This is a genomic window from Peribacillus huizhouensis, from assembly GCF_014138605.1.
Taxonomy (GTDB): Bacteria; Bacillota; Bacilli; order Bacillales; family DSM-1321; genus Peribacillus; species Peribacillus huizhouensis.
Genome location: NZ_JACJHX010000005.1, coordinates 215,616 through 231,042 on the forward strand (window position 1 = coordinate 215,616; position 15,427 = coordinate 231,042).

The window sequence follows — 15,427 nt, forward strand, 5'->3', positions numbered from 1 at the left end:
ACTAAAAAGGAGTGATGGATATGAAGAACGCAATCATTGCGGGCGGAATAATAGCAACACTATTTGTTGGAGGGTGTACAGCCAACAATGCCAATCAGGGAACTAAAAAACCAGGTGTGGATAACCCAACAAATGTAAGTTATAACCCAAACATGAATCCTAACCGGAATTATGACGGGAATTATGACGGGAACTATAATGTAAACTACAATGACAACAATGGAAACTACAACCGGAACTATAATGTAAGAAACAACACTAATAATAACATTCGAGAAGGAAACGACCTTGCTATGGAAGTCAATAAATTGCGAGAAGTGAATAGTTCTTCAGTGATGGTAATGGGAAACAGTGCCTATGTTGCTGCTGAGCTATCGGATAAAGGAAGCAATGAGTTAGCGCGGAATGTAGAGGAGAAAATAGCAGATAAAGTGAGAGCAGCTGATCCATCAATTGAAAATGTGTACGTGTCCTCGAATCCTGACTTTATTGATCGGATGCAAGGCTATTCGAATGATGTAAGAAATGGCCATCCTATTTCTGGTTTTGCCAATGAATTCACTGAAACAGTGAAACGAGTTTTTCCGTCTGCACATTAACTGTAAGGGGATAGCTTTGATCACCGGATTACGTGAGGAAAGCATATTAGATTCCTTGCCATAATTTATTGGCTATGTTAAAGCTCATTGTTGATTTTGGCACTATGTTGATTGGAGCAGAAGGTGTGAACTCCTACGGGAAAAGTGAATCAAAGGGAGACCTCACAGTCGCACAGCGCTGAGAAGGCTCCCGGACCCGCCCGCGGAAAGCGAACGCCTCTCGTTGCAATCAACAGGCAAGTTTAACAGAGCCAATTTATTAGAACAGGCTATACTAAAAAGGTCAGACTCTCATGTGAAGTCTGACCTTGCTTTTTTATTATTCTCTTTCGAAATCACAGTCTTTTAAAGGAATTAATTTTGTTTTGTATTTAACTTTATAGACAAGCCAAACGATTAAGAAAAGAGGTAAACCGATATAAGAAACAAATACTCCATTCCAATCGATCCCGCCGCCTGTAAAGGCTTGAAAGTTTTGCCCTAATATAATGAAAATACATAGAAATAGTGCTAATAATGGTCCGAATGGGAACCATTTTGCCCGATAAGGAAGATTTTTAACGTCATTTCCTTGAGCAATATAAGCTTTACGGAATCGGTAATGACTAATGGCAATACCGAGCCATGTAACGAAACCAGCCATACCAGAAGCATTTAATAACCACATATAAACTGCACCATCTCCGAAGAAAGTGGTTAAGAAGGCAAGCGATCCAACTAAAGTAGTTGCAATTAAGGCATTGACTGGCACGCCTCTTTTATCCAATTTACCTAAGAATCTCGGTGCTTTACCATCGCGTGCTAAATCCCAAAGCATACGAGTAGAGGCATACATGCCTGAGTTACCTGCGGATAATACAGATGTTAAGATAATGGCATTCATGACAGATGCAGCAAAGGCAAATCCTGCCCGTTCAAATACAAGTGTAAATGGACTTACGGAAACCGCATCACTTAATAATCGTTCATCTGTATAAGGAAGAATCATCCCGATGACAAAAATAGATAAAATGTAAAACAGAAGGATCCGCCAAAATACAGTGCTAATGGCTTTTGGAATATTTTTTTCTGGCTCTTCACTTTCTCCTGCAGCTACTCCGAGTAATTCTGTACCTTGAAAAGAAAAACCAGCTGCCATGAAGATACCGAGAATAGCGAAGAATCCGCCATTAAACGGTGCGTCCTCGATTGTGAAGTTAGTAAAGCCAACAGATTCTCCACCCATAATACCGAAAATCATTAAAAAACCAGTAATAATAAAGATAATGACCGTTACAACTTTAATAAGGGCAAACCAAAACTCTGCTTCACCAAAGCCTTTAACAGACAGGTAGTTGAAGCCAAACATAATCACAAGTGCAAGTGCGCTCCACATAATTGAAGGGCTTTCTGGGAACCAAAATTTCATAATCAATACAACGGCAGCAAGCTCTGCTGCAATCGTAATTGCCCAGTTATACCAATAGTTCCAGCCGATGGCAAAACCAAATGCTGGGTCAACAAAATTCGTTGCATACACTTTGAATGACCCAGCTACTGGCATGTAAGCCGCCATTTCGGCAAGACTGGTCATTAAGAAATAAACCATGATCCCTACAGCTGCATAGGCGAGCAGTGCTCCTCCTGGTCCTGCTGTATGAATAGCGCCGCCACTTGCTAAAAATATCCCTGTACCGATCGATCCTCCAAGAGAAATCATCATCAGGTGGCGTGCTTTAAGACTCCTTTTTAATTGAGTTGGGTTAGCTGGTGAATTCGCCAATATTTTACACACTCCTTTTGTATGAAGGACACGGGGATGGTGTTCCGCAACCTTCTAATATAGCCAAACTGCTTAGCGCATATACTAATTTTAGTATAGAAAGTACCTCGAAATCCGGCTCCGCACCGCCACCATTTAGGAATAGATGAATGTAGCGTGGTATATGATTAATCCTAAATGGTAAATGATGGCATTTTGTTATCATGTCATACAGGTTTTGTTTGGAAGGTTAAATAGTTTTGAAGAGCAAATAAAAAAACAGCAGTCGAAAAAGATCGACGGCTGTTTAAGTCCGTTAAATCCTTCCGAAGATAGCTCTCCACGTTGATAAACGTGACAGTGATGTTCCTATTCGGAAACATCGCCAGCCTGGATAGTCAATGATCTATCTAAACTTCGGCAACTTATCCTTTCAAACGGAGTCATGAATTTCATTGAATCTCGTCCGCTTTACTATTATAAGCTGCAGCCTCTACCCCATCGGTGAATGGGAATATTTAATTAAATATGATAGTAGTATAATGTATTTCTAGAGTATAAGCAATGTTTAATTTTGAAAAGGAAGTTATCATTTAACAAAATAGGATAGGTGCCCATTTTTGATTATATGGTGATGATATCCAACAAACGATATAGTTGTGATTTTGTAGGTATACAGTATAATGGATAGATGTAAGAAAGGGATTATTTTCGCAAAATGCAACTGAACATAGTTCCCTTAATCCTTCTTAGGGGAGAGTAATATGGAATCAAAAAATAAACTTTCATCCAGAATTGATTATACATTAGCATTTATACTATTTCTGCTATTTATTACGAGCTGTATTGCGATATACAGTGCACAGACATCTGGACAATATGTAAATAACTTTTTGATACAACAAGTATTTTGGTACGCGGTTGGTGTAGGTATTGTTGCAGCTATTATTACCATTGATTCAGATCAATTAAAGAAAATAACTTGGTATTTATATGGATTTGGACTTTTTTTACTTTTCTTGCTAGTGATAGCACCAGATACGTTAGCTCCTAACATAAATGGGGCCAAGAGTTGGTTTGTCATTAAACATGTAGGTTCGATTCAGCCTTCCGAATTCATGAAGACGTTTTTGATTATAGCGCTTGCCAATGTAGCGTCCGCTCATCATGAAAGAAATCCAATTAAGACGCTTTCAACGGATTTCTGGCTGTTGTTGAAATTAGGTCTAGTAACGATGGCACCAATTATGCTAGTTATGTTGCAGCCTGACTTAGGAACTTCTCTTGTATTAATTGCAATTTTAGTTGGAGTGATTTTTGTTTCAGGTGTTTCGTGGAAGATATTAACACCTATTTTTGCAGGCGGTACAGTAGTCGCTGGAACAATATTATATTTTGTTCTCTGGCATCCTGATATTTTAGAAAAATATTTAGGGGTCAAGCAATATCAATTTGGACGGATTTATTCCTGGTTAGACCCTTATAATTACGCCAGTTCAACAGGATATCAATTAACGAAATCACTGCTTGCTATTGGATCAGGGCAAACGACAGGAAAAGCATTAGAAGGTGGCATCGGTGCCAGAGAAGTGTACTTGCCAGAAAGTCATTCTGATTTCATCTTTAGTGTGATTGGGGAAGAATTCGGATTCTTTGGGTCAAGTATTGTTGTTAGTTTGTTCTTCTTGCTGATTTATCATATTACGAAATCAGGGATGGACACGAAGAATAACTTCTATACGTATATTTGTGTAGGGGTCATTAGTATGATTACGTTCCACGTATTTCAAAACATTGGCATGACTATTGGTGTTTTGCCGATTACTGGTATTCCGCTTCCCTTCATAAGTTATGGTGGGAGTTCACTGATGGGAAATATGATGGCGATGGGTCTAATTTTTAGTATTAGATATCATTATAAGAAATATATGTTTTCTACGGATAAATAAGTAAAGCACAAATGCTGACTTGTAGGTTCTTAAAAAAATCACTTGCAAAGGAGTGTTGATATGAACAATCAATTTACTGAGCAATTTGATGGTTTAATTGAGAAATATACGGAACTTCTTACTGGTGAAAATGATCCTGAACTTCAGGAAAAAGTACGATACTGGGCACTTTATTCGTATATTGCTAAATCGATGCCTGCGCTTGCTAAGCATTGGAATGCCACCTATCCAGAAGCAAAACAAGATATGATTAAGCTGATTCAAGAAATAAAAAAACTTAACGATGATTATCGAGAACAAAAGGAGAAGGCTTAGCCTTCTCCTTTTATATTAAGGGGCAGCACCTACAAGGCTTAGGCGGAGGATAACTGCCTAATCTAGTTGAAGATGCTAACCTCTCTGTCATAAGCTGTAATACTCTGTGGCAATCTACGCCACGCCGTATTCCATCCTATGCTTGTCGGATTATCACAGGATGGAATGGCGCCCATTGCTCACAAAAAGTGAGCAATCTTAGGAGACGTTCCTACATTAGTCGCCTCGCTTTAACGAAACGCTAGCATATGATTTGACGACACAATCAATGGGCGATGAACAAACCCTCTGCTGATTGAGATTCACTTTATTGTATTCCAGGGCCATAAGGAAATTGCGTTTTATAGCCGCTAAATTGTTGATAGGCTTGGCCGATTTTTTGCGTGTCTTCTTGTTCCAGGGCATACCAGCCTTTTTCAAACATTAAGTAATAAAGTTCCCTTTGAGCTGTTTCCACTTCGGTATAGATGGATTGAATATCTTGGTACATAGTTTGATTGCTCAATTCATTTAATGCTACTCCATAAGAACTTTTTAAATATTTTTCTGTACTCAGCATATCATTTACGAAGTCACGTTCATTCATTTGTGGTGTTTTTGGAATAGGTGATTCAGGGTTTTGCACTTTACTTTGATTGGGCAAATTGTATATCTCCTTTCATCATGATTATTGGAACTGTTTATTTTGCTGAGCAGGATTAAGATGTGCAAGTACGGTGTTATAATGGCGCTGATGCATTTGGCCATATTTATTCAAGGCTTGCACGACTTGTTGATCTTGGCATTGAGCGGCGAAGAAATGAGCTTTCTTCATAGCAAGTAAATTCCAAGAAAGCATATCTTTTAAATAAAGGCTATCTTTCGTTGAAACCATTTTGGGTGGCTGTTTCATAACCCCGATAGGAGTTTGGCTCTGTGGCTGGTTGCCTTGCATATTTTGTTGCATCATATTTCCTCCCACCTCATCTTACTTCTAAAGAACACCACTATTAAAAGGAATACATACTATAGTGAGGAACAACTTCATTTTTTAAATTGATTATTTGTACTGTTCACTTTGTTTTGTCCATGTCCTTCTACTCCAGGACCTGCGTTGCCTTTTACGCTCGCTGCACTTACTGCAGCCTTTGATGGGTTATCTTTACGCTTAACCATTTACGAATCACCTCCTACCTCGTTAGTCTTTGTGGTTAGAGAAATAATATGTCACCATTTGTTGAATGAAAAAGTGGCGTTTTTAGCCAATAATGATTGCGGAATTTTCTGAAATCATCTATATTTAAGATAGAAAAAGGTCGCGTATTTTTTTAATGAAAAAATGAATGAGTATTCATTCAAAACAATTAAGTAAGGGGGATATGAACTTGGTTCGACAAATCAGAAAGGCCGCTGTTTTAGGGTCAGGGGTTATGGGCTCAGGGATTGCTGCACACCTTGCTAACATAGGAATTCCAACTTATATATTTGATATCGTCCCCAGAGAGCTTTCTGAGGATGAAAAGAAACAAGGATTGTCACTAGAAGATAAAGCGGTTAGAAACCGATTAAGCCGTACATCTATTCAAAACCTCTTGAAACAAAAGCCTGCCCCACTTACTTCAAAAAGTAATCTCGCACTAATTGAGGCAGGTAACTTTGAAGATGACATAGAAAAACTTGGCTCTGTCGATTGGATTATTGAGGTCGTCGTTGAAAATTTACATGTGAAAAAAGAAATTTTTGCAAAAGTTGATCAGTATAGGAAGCAAGGGAGCATCATCAGTTCCAATACATCTGGAATCTCGGTTGAGGCTATGGCAAAAGGGCGTTCGTCAGACTTTCAAAGGAATTTTCTAGGAACTCATTTCTTCAACCCTCCTCGTTATTTAAAGCTGCTTGAAATCATTCCAACAAAAATGACGGATCCAGAAGTGATTTTATTTATGAAACAGTTTGGTGAAGATGTCCTTGGAAAAGGGGTTGTCGAAGCGAAAGATACACCCAATTTCATAGCTAATAGAATTGGAACATATGGTTTGCTTGTAACTGTACAAGAAATGTTAAAAGAAGGTTTAAGTATCGGTGAAGTAGACTCCATCACAGGACCAATGATTGGTAGACCGAAAAGTGCAACGTTTCGTACACTCGATGTTGTTGGGTTAGACACATTTGCTCATGTAGCAAGAAATGTATATGAACAGGTAGCTGGTAAAGAAAAGGAAGTTTTTCAGATTCCTGATTTCGTAAACAATATGGTTGAAAGAGAGTGGCTGGGAAGTAAAAGCGGCCAAGGTTTTTATTTGAAAAAAGGAAAGGAAATTCTCGAACTTAATCCAAAAACTTTGGAATATATTCCGAGAAAGAAACTAAAAACGCCCTCGACTGAAATGAGCAAGCAGGCAAAAGGTTTTTCTAATAAAATGAAGGCGCTCGTATATGCGGATGATCGTGCCGGACAGCTCTTGTGGAAGATAATAACCCCGGTGCTCACTTACTCTGCTGCACTGCTTGGTGAAATCGCAGACGATATAGTAGCAATCGATCAAGCGATGAAATGGGGATTCGGTTGGACACATGGTCCGTTTGAAACATGGGATGCGATTGGTCTAGAGAAGTCCGTAACGAAATTAGAGCAAGAAGGCGTTCACGTACCAGAATGGATAAAAGAAATGCTAAGAAATGGGTTCACTCACTTTTACAAAGAAAATGAACAAGGTGAAATGCTGTACTTCCATCATGGTGAATATAAGTTAGTTATCGAAAACCCTAAAGTAATCGATTTAAAAAAGATGAAAAAACAAAAAGGGGTCATTAAAAAGAATAGTGGTGCAGCCTTAATTGATATCGGTGATGATGTGGCATTACTTGAATTTACTTCACCAAACAATGCAATCGGACTTGATATCATTCAAATGATCAACTATTCGATTGAGGAAGTAGAAGCGAATTATAAAGGTCTGGTTATTGGTAACCAAGGGAAGAATTTCTGTGTCGGAGCGAATATTGCTTTAATGCTAATGGAAGCGCAGGATGACAATATTTTCGAATTAGATATGGTCATCACTCAGTTCCAAAAAGCGATGTTAAAGATAAAATATAGTTCGAAACCAGTTGTTGCAGCCCCGTTTAATATGGCTTTAGGCGGAGGTGCTGAAGTGTGTCTTCCGGCAGCTCGTATTCAAGCATCTTCAGAAACATATATGGGCCTTGTTGAAGCGGGAGTTGGTTTAATTCCTGGCGGTGGCGGAGCGAAAGAGCTTTATTATAAGACGTTGACAAGCTTGCCAAAAGGTGTGGAAGTTGATTTGCAGAAAGTCGTAAACAAAGTATTTGAAATGGTTGCTACGGCAAAGGTTTCCTCATCGGGAGAAGAAGCACGTGAAAATAATTTCTTGAATCTGGTGGATGGAATCAGCGTAAATCCAGATCACTTAATATATGATGCGAAGCAAGTGGTTCTGGCTTTGCACGATCAAGGCTATAGGGCTCCAGTAAAGGAAAAAATTCCAGTAGTTGGCGAATCGGGGTATGCAACTCTGTTACTAGGAGCAGAGTCGATGCGCCTAACAGGATATCTCTCTGAACACGACATGGTCATTGCGAAAAAGCTTGCCTTTGTTCTAGCTGGCGGTAAAGTTCCATTTGGTACAGAGGTGGATGAGCAATACTTATTAAACTTAGAAAAAGAAGCATTCTTAAGCTTAATTTCTATGACAAAATCACAGCAGAGAATGCAACATATGCTTCTTAAAGGAAAGCCGCTGAGCAACTAATCATGATATATGTTCATTTAGGTAGATTCTTACATTTAATATAAGGAGGATCCTTATGAGGGAAGCGGTAATAGTAGCTGGAGCAAGAACGCCAGTTGGGAAAGCGAAAAAAGGTTCTCTTGCCAAAGTGCGGCCGGATGACCTAGGTGCTCTTGTCGTGAAAGAGACATTGAAGCGTGCTGGCAATTACGAAGGAAGCATTGATGATTTAATCATTGGATGTGCCATGCCAGAAGCAGAACAAGGCTTAAATATGGCAAGAAACATCGGCGCACTTGCCGGCTTGCCCAATTCTGTACCTGCCATTACCATCAATCGCTATTGTTCAAGCGGTTTGAACAGTATTGCCTATGGTGCAGAAAGAATTATGCTTGGATTTAGCGATACAGTCATTGCTGGCGGAGTAGAATCCATGAGTATGGTACCAATGATGGGGCATGTGACTCGTCCGAATACAAAGCTTGCGGAAACGTCACCTGAATATTATATGGGAATGGGGCATACAGCAGAAGAAGTAGCAAAGAAGTTTGGCATCTCTCGTGAAGACCAAGATGCTTTTGCGGTTCGGAGCCATCAAAAAGCAACAAAGGCAATTGCGGCTGGAAAATTTGTTGATGAGATTGTGCCCGTTGATGTAACCATTCATTCTGTTGGTGCGGATTTAAAGCCTGATTTAAGAAGCTATCAATTTACGACAGACGAAGGTGCACGTGAAGGAACCACAATAGATATTCTTAGCAAGTTACGACCAGCTTTTTCACTAACAGGTTCAGTAACCGCTGGTAACGCCTCACAAACAAGTGACGGGGCGGCGGCTGTTATGGTCATGGATCGTGAGAAGGCGACTTCACTTGGCTTCGTTCCACTGGGGAAATTTCGTTCATTTGCAGTAGCTGGCGTACCTCCTGAAATTATGGGGATTGGTCCGGTAGCGGCAATTCCTAAAGCATTAAAACTAGCGGGGTTGGACCTCTCAGATATTGGTTTATTTGAATTGAATGAAGCGTTTGCCTCACAATCGATCCAAATCATCCGAAAACTTGGTTTAAATGAGGAAATTGTGAATGTAAACGGCGGTGCAATTGCCCTCGGTCATCCACTAGGGTGCACCGGTACAAAATTAACGCTAAGCTTGCTTCATGAATTGAAACGCAGAAATCAGCAATTTGGCATCGTAACGATGTGTATTGGTGGCGGCATGGGAGCTGCTGGAGTATTTGAGTTAATTGGATAATGATTTTCTTGGCTGACAAGGAAGGGCCTGACGCTTGAATTCGATTAGGAGGTACGGTAGATGGCTAAGCAAACTGAAACGTTGATTAAAGGCGGCGGTTTTTTTATTGAAGACATTACGTATGATCGAATATTCACTCCAGAGGATTACACGGATGAGCAAAAAATGATTGCAAAAACAACGGAGGACTTTGTCATTAATAAAGTATTACCAGAGGTTGAATATTTAGAGAGCCACGAATTCGATCGCTCAGTGAAATTGCTGAAACAAGCCGGTGAACTCGGCTTGTTAGGGGCAGATGTTCCAGAAGAATACGGAGGACTCGGTCTTGATAAAGTCAGTTCCGCACTAATTGGTGAGAAAATGTCTCGTGCAGGCGGATTTGGAATTACACATGGTGCTCATGTTGGAATTGGTTCTCTGCCAATTGTTCTTTTCGGGAACGAAGATCAAAAACAAAAATACTTGCCACTGCTTGCAACAGGTGAAAAAATTGCCGCTTACGCTTTGACGGAGCCAAGTTCAGGATCGGATGCTCTAGGGGCAAAAACTGTAGCAAGACTGAATGAAAAAGGTACTCACTACGTATTAAACGGCGAAAAACAATGGATAACCAATTCGGCATTTGCTGATGTATTCATTGTATACGCAAAAATCGATGGAGAAAAATTCTCATCCTTCATCATAGAGCGTGAATTTTCAGGTGTATCTGTCGGCGCTGAAGAGAAGAAAATGGGAATCAAAAGTTCGTCTACACGTACGTTGATCCTTGAAGACGCTCAAGTGCCAATTGAGAATCTCCTTGGCGAAGCTGGTCGCGGGCACGTTATTGCTTTCAATATATTAAATGTCGGACGTTATAAATTAGGTGTAGGTGTAGTAGGAGGGGCGAAGCGTGCCTTCGACCTTACTGTAAGCTACACGAACCAACGTCAACAATTCAAAACAGCCATTTCATCATTTAACTTAACAAAAGAAAAATTGGCGACGATGGCTTCGAAAATCTTTGCAGCCGAAAGTTCAGTCTACCGTACAGTTGGACTTTTTGAACAAAGAATGAGCCAGCTGTCAGATGAAGAAGTGAAAGATGGCAAAGCGGTTGCAGCATCCATTGCTGAGTATGCGATTGAATGTTCATTGAATAAATTCTTTGCTACAGAAGTGTTGGATTATGTTGTAGATGAAGGCGTCCAGCTACATGGCGGTTATGGTTTCATGCAAGAGTACGAAATTGAACGAGCATACCGCGATTCACGAATCAATCGCATTTTTGAAGGGACGAATGAAATCAATCGCTTATTGGTATCGGGAACATTCTTGAAAAAAGCGTTAAAAGGCGAGTTACCCCTTCTACAAAAAGCTCAAACTCTCCAAGAAGAATTAATGATGATGATGCCTGAGGAACCGAGCGATGAGCCATTGGCACAAGAAAAAATGCTAATGAGAAATGCGAAGAAAATCGGCTTGCTTGCGGCAGGACTTGTTGCACAAAAATTTGGACCTAAGCTTGAGGAAGAGCAAGAAATTCTGGTAAACATTGCGGATATCGTCTCACTTGCTTATGCGGCTGAATCTGTTATTCTGCGTACAGAAAAGGCAATAGCTAGAAATGGATTACTAAAGAACAAACAAAAGGTTCTTTACACAGAAATCTTCGTTCAAGAAGCATTTAATGAAATCGAGCAGCATGCAAAGGAAACTTTAATTGCTATAGAAACGGGCGATCCATTGCGTATTATGCTTTCTTCTCTTCGCAAGTTAACTAGACATACACCCATCAATGTTATTGCTAAAAAACGTGAAGCCTCTGTTAAATTAATTGAAGCAGGAAAATTTGTGTTATAGATTAAAAAATGAAATAAAGACTCTGAGAACTTGAGCGTCTTCACTGTTCAGGAATTCTGGGAGTCTTTTTGAATGAAGTGCATGGGGGTGGGGCTTCGTTAAATTAACTTCGCACCGCCACCATTGTGATTAGGCGAATGTAGCATACTATATTATTTATCCTCCGTGGAAAATGATGGTGTTTTTACGTCATGTTTATTTTGTATTACGACTAAAAAACGGGTATTCTATCAATAGGTGGTGAGAAAATGGCCTTAACATTTTATTGGTATCCAAAATGCGGAACTTGCCGTAAAGCTAAAAATTGGCTTGATGCACATGAACTTACATACAAAGACATCCATATCGCGGAAAATCCGCCTTCAAGTTCTGAATTGAAAGAGTTGTTCCGTAACAGTGGTCTGGAATTAAAGAAATTTTTTAACACAAGTGGTCAAAAGTATCGTGAAATGGGATTGAAGGATCGTTTGAAAGATGCTTCTGAACAAGAGATGCTAGAGTTATTAGCTTCAGACGGAATGTTAATAAAGCGTCCGATTGTTACAGACGGGAAAAAGGTAACAGTCGGTTTTAAAGAAGAAGAATTTGAGAAGAATTGGATTTAAACACTTCCAAATTGGAAAATCTACTTTATACTATAAGAGTGATAGTACTACATACTTGGAGGGATTTACTAATGACAACACCAAAAGAACTACGTTACTCGGAAGAACATGAATGGGTTAAAACTGAAGGTGAAACGGTTCGTATCGGAATTACACACTTTGCGCAATCAGAGCTTGGTGATATCGTGTTTGTTGAGCTTCCAGAAGTAGGCGATGAAATTAAAGCGGACGAGCCATTCGGCAGCGTGGAATCTGTTAAAACAGTTTCTGAATTATATGCACCGATCAGCGGTAAAATCGTTGCAGTGAATGAAGATCTGAATGATAGCCCTGAGTTTGTCAACGAATCCCCTTATGAGAAGGCTTGGATGATCGTAGTCGAACCGTCTGACAACAGTGAAATTGAGAAATTAATGACAGCAGAGTCTTACGAAGCAATGATTAACGAAGGATAACGTGTTAAATGAGGAAGACTGCTGCGACGGTCTTCCTTGTTTTATCGGTCAATTATTGAAATTTCCTGTATGAAGGACATGGGGACGGGGCTTCGCAACCTTCTAATATAACCTACCTACTTAGCAGGTATACTTATTTAATTATAGAAAGTCCCGAAAATCCGTCTCCGCACCGCCGCCATTAGGATTAGGCGAGTAGCGTGCTACAGGATTGATCCTTCATGGTAATGGATGGCGCTTAACTTTTGTACATTGAATGAACTAAAAGATGGGTGATGATGTTGTTCGTGAAGCCTGAGGTTGAAAAAATTCTTATTGTCGAAGGTACTTCTGATAAGCGTCAAGTAAAAAAGATCTTGAATGAAGATATTGAGATTATCTGTACAAACGGGACAATCTCTTTAGTTCGATTGGATGAACTTGTGGAAGAGTTGGAAGACAAAGATGTTTATATCCTCGTAGACGCAGATGATTCTGGAGAAAAACTTAGGAAACAGCTGATGCGTGAATTGCCCAATGCATCCCATATTTATATAGATAAAATGTATCGTCAAGTGGCGGATGCCCCGCTAAAACATCTTTCAACTATGCTACTTTCAGCTAAAATAGATGTGAAAATGAAATTTTTAGAATAGAGGATAGGTATTACCATGCAAGAATGGAATGAAAGAGAATTAAATGACGCGATTCAACAAAAGGATACTTTTTGCTTATATTTGTATACCCCGATGTGTGGAACTTGTCAGGTCGCTTCAAAAATGCTAACTGTAGTGTTAGAGATGTATCCTAAATTAAAAAGCGGCAAGATGAATATGAACTATATTCCAGCCATCTCAATACAATATAAGATAGAAAGTGTCCCTTGTTTGTTGCTTATTAAAGAAGGACAATTGTTGGAGAAAATTTACGCATTCCAATCTGTCCCTTATTTGTATACTCTCTTAAAAAAGCTGGAATTGTAAAGAAGGCCCAACAACACTTCGTATCAACGACACGGTAAAAGTCGATGCGTGTGAGGTATGGGTCTTCTTAAGTTCCCATTTATCCGGCAGCAATATTTGACGTAGGGCAAAATAAAAATAAAGTTGACGAGCACTATAGGCCGTGATATATTAGTCCTAAGATTAATTTACCGAAAATTAAAATAATTTCTTATCAAGAGTGGTGGAGGAACTGGTCCTACGAAGCCCGGCAACCGGTATGTAATATCATACACGGTGCTAATTCCAGCAGAGTATTAGCTCTGGAAGATAAGAAGAGTTGATAAAAACCTCTTCTTAAAGAGGTTTTTTTTGATTCTCATCCACTTAGTTTGCCAGGGCGAAAAATAAGGAATAAATGACGAAAAGGGAGTGGATTTGCATGGGAGAAGAAAAAAACAATTATCGATTTGAGACATTAAGTGTACACGGTGGGCTTGAGGCTGACCCGACTACTGGAGCTAGATCATTACCAATTTATCAAAGTAATGCTTTTGCTTTTAAAAGCACAGAGCATGCAGCTAATTTGTTCGGTTTGAAAGAGAGTGGTTATATTTATTCAAGAATTCATAACCCAACCGTAACGACGTTCGAGGAGAGAGTAGCGTTATTAGAGGGGGGCATTGGTGCATTAGCAGTATCTAGTGGTATGGCTGCAATCACGTTAGCGATTATGAATATCGCAGGTGCGGGGGATGAAATTGTAGCTGCTTCCACTTTGTATGGCGGTACATATAATTTATTTGCCAACACACTTCCGAAATATGGGATAAAGGTCCATTTTGTATCACCTGATAGTCCTGAAAACTTTAGAGAAGCGATTACTTCACGAACAAGAGCGGTATTTGCGGAAGTGATCGGGAATCCAAGTTTGCGTGTTTTTGATATTGAAGCAGTAGCAGATATTGCACATGAAGCAGGTGTTCCGCTCATTATTGATAGTACGTTTGCGACACCATATCTATGCAGACCGATTGATTTTGGCGCTGATATTATCGTTCATTCCGCAACAAAATGGTTACTGGGGAATGGCACGACAATGGGCGGAATCATTGTAGATGCAGGGAAATTTAATTATAATTCACCGAATTTCCCAGGATTTACTGAACCAGATCCAAGCTATGACGGAATTGTGTATAGTGAAGCATGTGGCCCAGCTGCATTTATTACAAAAGCTCGTGTTCAACTGCTTAGAGATTTAGGGCCACAATTAAGCCCACAGAGCGCATTTCAATTTGCCGTAGGATTGGAAACATTACATGTGAGAATGAAGGAACATATTTCAAATACGAAAATTATCATCGATTATCTACAAAATCATCCTGCGGTTTCTTGGGTCAACTATCCGGGTAATGATGATCATCCTGATAAGAAATTGGCTGATAAATATTTACCAAAAGGAGCGGGATCCATTGTCACATTTGGCATTAAAGGTGGCAGAGAAGCGGGAGCAAAACTGATCGACTCTATTCGCCTTTGGTCTCATGTTGCGAACGTTGGGGATGCAAAAAGTTTAATCATCCATCCAGCAAGTACGACACACCAACAGCTTACTGCGAAAGAAATTGAGAAAGCTGGCGTAAGCGAAGATTTGGTACGTTTATCTGTGGGGATTGAGAACGCCCAAGACTTAATCGATGATCTTGAACAAGCAATCGAAAAAGCTACTGGCATCCATTCACTTACGGTAAAATAATTTTTTCCACTCTTAACGGGCAGTAAGATCCCAACCTTAAGATTCTAAGCATGCTAAAAGAAGATAGGTGGGATCAACTGCCTGTAAGGGTCCGATTGGATAGATACAATGAATCTTACCGATGCATGAGCGGAGATAAAGTTTGTGCCCATGATGTGGGTCACAAAGACGAAGACATGAGGACGCAGCGTACTGTCTCTGATTCATTGAATAAAGTTTGTACTGTCGATTGATCGAAGCAAGAGCGAAAATCTAA

General features: G+C 39.7%; 15 protein-coding genes and 2 riboswitches. Of the genes, 11 read left to right on the forward strand and 4 right to left on the reverse strand.

Translation table 11 applies throughout. The annotated features are described in order from the left end of the window. The first annotated feature begins 20 nt into the window (after positions 1-20). Entirely contained in the window at positions 21-599 is a 579-nt protein-coding gene (locus HNP81_RS10445) for a YhcN/YlaJ family sporulation lipoprotein (RefSeq protein WP_182502590.1), read from the forward strand. Between the two features lie 319 nt (positions 600-918). On the opposite strand, the gene HNP81_RS10450 is transcribed toward HNP81_RS10445, so the two are convergent. Further along, positions 919-2,361: an amino acid permease gene (locus HNP81_RS10450; protein WP_246399307.1), complete on the reverse strand. Its 1,443-nt coding sequence runs from the start codon at positions 2,359-2,361 to the stop codon at positions 919-921. Between the two features lie 304 nt (positions 2,362-2,665). Next, positions 2,666-2,844: riboswitch (Lysine riboswitch) on the reverse strand. Positions 2,845-3,104: 260 nt separating this feature from the next. Here HNP81_RS10450 and HNP81_RS10455 point away from each other — a divergent pair. Both HNP81_RS10455 and HNP81_RS10460 read left to right on the forward strand, forming a co-directional pair. Then, on the forward strand, positions 3,105-4,289 hold the full coding sequence (locus tag HNP81_RS10455) for an FtsW/RodA/SpoVE family cell cycle protein (RefSeq protein WP_028393672.1): 1,185 nt from the start codon (positions 3,105-3,107) through the stop codon (positions 4,287-4,289). 60 nt (positions 4,290-4,349) lie between these two features. Further along, positions 4,350-4,604, forward strand: a complete 255-nt coding sequence (locus tag HNP81_RS10460; RefSeq protein ID WP_028393673.1) for a YusU family protein — start codon at positions 4,350-4,352, stop codon at positions 4,602-4,604. 307 nt (positions 4,605-4,911) lie between these two features. On the opposite strand, the gene HNP81_RS10465 is transcribed toward HNP81_RS10460, so the two are convergent. From HNP81_RS10465 to HNP81_RS10475, 3 genes are all read right to left on the reverse strand, one after another. Then, entirely contained in the window at positions 4,912-5,190 is a 279-nt protein-coding gene (locus tag HNP81_RS10465) for a spore coat protein (RefSeq protein ID WP_182502654.1), read from the reverse strand. A gap of 81 nt (positions 5,191-5,271) precedes the next feature. After that, positions 5,272-5,550: a hypothetical protein gene (locus HNP81_RS10470; protein WP_182502655.1), complete on the reverse strand. Its 279-nt coding sequence runs from the start codon at positions 5,548-5,550 to the stop codon at positions 5,272-5,274. A gap of 77 nt (positions 5,551-5,627) precedes the next feature. Beyond that, positions 5,628-5,759 carry a YuzL family protein gene (locus tag HNP81_RS10475; protein ID WP_082191192.1) on the reverse strand — a complete coding sequence of 44 codons (132 nt, stop codon included), beginning with the start codon at positions 5,757-5,759 and terminating at the stop codon, positions 5,628-5,630. A 203-nt stretch (positions 5,760-5,962) separates the two neighbouring features. On the opposite strand from HNP81_RS10475, the gene HNP81_RS10480 reads away from it, so the two are divergent. The 8 genes from HNP81_RS10480 to HNP81_RS10515 all read left to right on the forward strand — a co-directional run bounded on the left by HNP81_RS10480 (position 5,963) and on the right by HNP81_RS10515 (position 15,171). After that, entirely contained in the window at positions 5,963-8,356 is a 2,394-nt protein-coding gene (locus HNP81_RS10480) for a 3-hydroxyacyl-CoA dehydrogenase/enoyl-CoA hydratase family protein (protein ID WP_376766736.1), read from the forward strand. Positions 8,357-8,411: 55 nt separating this feature from the next. Then, a complete protein-coding gene (locus tag HNP81_RS10485) occupies positions 8,412-9,590 on the forward strand; it encodes an acetyl-CoA C-acetyltransferase (protein ID WP_182502592.1) in 1,179 nt (392 codons plus the stop codon). A gap of 60 nt (positions 9,591-9,650) precedes the next feature. Further along, positions 9,651-11,435, forward strand: a complete 1,785-nt coding sequence (locus HNP81_RS10490) for an acyl-CoA dehydrogenase FadE (RefSeq protein WP_182502593.1) — start codon at positions 9,651-9,653, stop codon at positions 11,433-11,435. A 248-nt stretch (positions 11,436-11,683) separates the two neighbouring features. Further along, complete coding sequence (locus HNP81_RS10495) at positions 11,684-12,040, forward strand: arsenate reductase family protein (RefSeq protein WP_182502594.1); 357 nt, start codon at positions 11,684-11,686, stop codon at positions 12,038-12,040. A gap of 71 nt (positions 12,041-12,111) precedes the next feature. Next, the gene (gene gcvH / locus HNP81_RS10500) at positions 12,112-12,495 is read left to right on the forward strand and encodes a glycine cleavage system protein GcvH (RefSeq protein ID WP_028393680.1); all 384 of its coding nucleotides are present in this window, start codon (positions 12,112-12,114) and stop codon (positions 12,493-12,495) included. A gap of 278 nt (positions 12,496-12,773) precedes the next feature. Beyond that, positions 12,774-13,130: a toprim domain-containing protein gene (locus HNP81_RS10505; RefSeq protein WP_028393681.1), complete on the forward strand. Its 357-nt coding sequence runs from the start codon at positions 12,774-12,776 to the stop codon at positions 13,128-13,130. Between the two features lie 15 nt (positions 13,131-13,145). Next, entirely contained in the window at positions 13,146-13,457 is a 312-nt protein-coding gene (locus HNP81_RS10510) for a thioredoxin family protein (protein WP_028393682.1), read from the forward strand. Positions 13,458-13,644: 187 nt separating this feature from the next. Beyond that, positions 13,645-13,752, forward strand: a riboswitch (SAM riboswitch). A gap of 105 nt (positions 13,753-13,857) precedes the next feature. Next, positions 13,858-15,171, forward strand: a complete 1,314-nt coding sequence (locus HNP81_RS10515) for an O-acetylhomoserine aminocarboxypropyltransferase/cysteine synthase family protein (RefSeq protein WP_182502595.1) — start codon at positions 13,858-13,860, stop codon at positions 15,169-15,171. Positions 15,172-15,427: the final 256 nt, after the last annotated feature.

Coding starts and splice junctions, on each gene's coding strand:
- HNP81_RS10475 (WP_082191192.1), bottom strand. CDS start 5,759: ATGGTTAAGCGTAAAGATAACCCATCAAAGGCTGCAGTAAGTGCAGCG.
- HNP81_RS10495 (WP_182502594.1), top strand. CDS start 11,684: ATGGCCTTAACATTTTATTGGTATCCAAAATGCGGAACTTGCCGTAAA.
- HNP81_RS10445 (WP_182502590.1), top strand. CDS start 21: ATGAAGAACGCAATCATTGCGGGCGGAATAATAGCAACACTATTTGTT.
- HNP81_RS10485 (WP_182502592.1), top strand. CDS start 8,412: ATGAGGGAAGCGGTAATAGTAGCTGGAGCAAGAACGCCAGTTGGGAAA.
- HNP81_RS10465 (WP_182502654.1), bottom strand. CDS start 5,190: ATGAATGAACGTGACTTCGTAAATGATATGCTGAGTACAGAAAAATAT.
- HNP81_RS10455 (WP_028393672.1), top strand. CDS start 3,105: ATGGAATCAAAAAATAAACTTTCATCCAGAATTGATTATACATTAGCA.
- gcvH (WP_028393680.1), top strand. CDS start 12,112: ATGACAACACCAAAAGAACTACGTTACTCGGAAGAACATGAATGGGTT.
- HNP81_RS10505 (WP_028393681.1), top strand. CDS start 12,774: ATGTTGTTCGTGAAGCCTGAGGTTGAAAAAATTCTTATTGTCGAAGGT.
- HNP81_RS10460 (WP_028393673.1), top strand. CDS start 4,350: ATGAACAATCAATTTACTGAGCAATTTGATGGTTTAATTGAGAAATAT.
- HNP81_RS10470 (WP_182502655.1), bottom strand. CDS start 5,550: ATGCAACAAAATATGCAAGGCAACCAGCCACAGAGCCAAACTCCTATC.
- HNP81_RS10480 (WP_376766736.1), top strand. CDS start 5,963: ATGAACTTGGTTCGACAAATCAGAAAGGCCGCTGTTTTAGGGTCAGGG.
- HNP81_RS10515 (WP_182502595.1), top strand. CDS start 13,858: ATGGGAGAAGAAAAAAACAATTATCGATTTGAGACATTAAGTGTACAC.
- HNP81_RS10510 (WP_028393682.1), top strand. CDS start 13,146: ATGCAAGAATGGAATGAAAGAGAATTAAATGACGCGATTCAACAAAAG.
- HNP81_RS10490 (WP_182502593.1), top strand. CDS start 9,651: ATGGCTAAGCAAACTGAAACGTTGATTAAAGGCGGCGGTTTTTTTATT.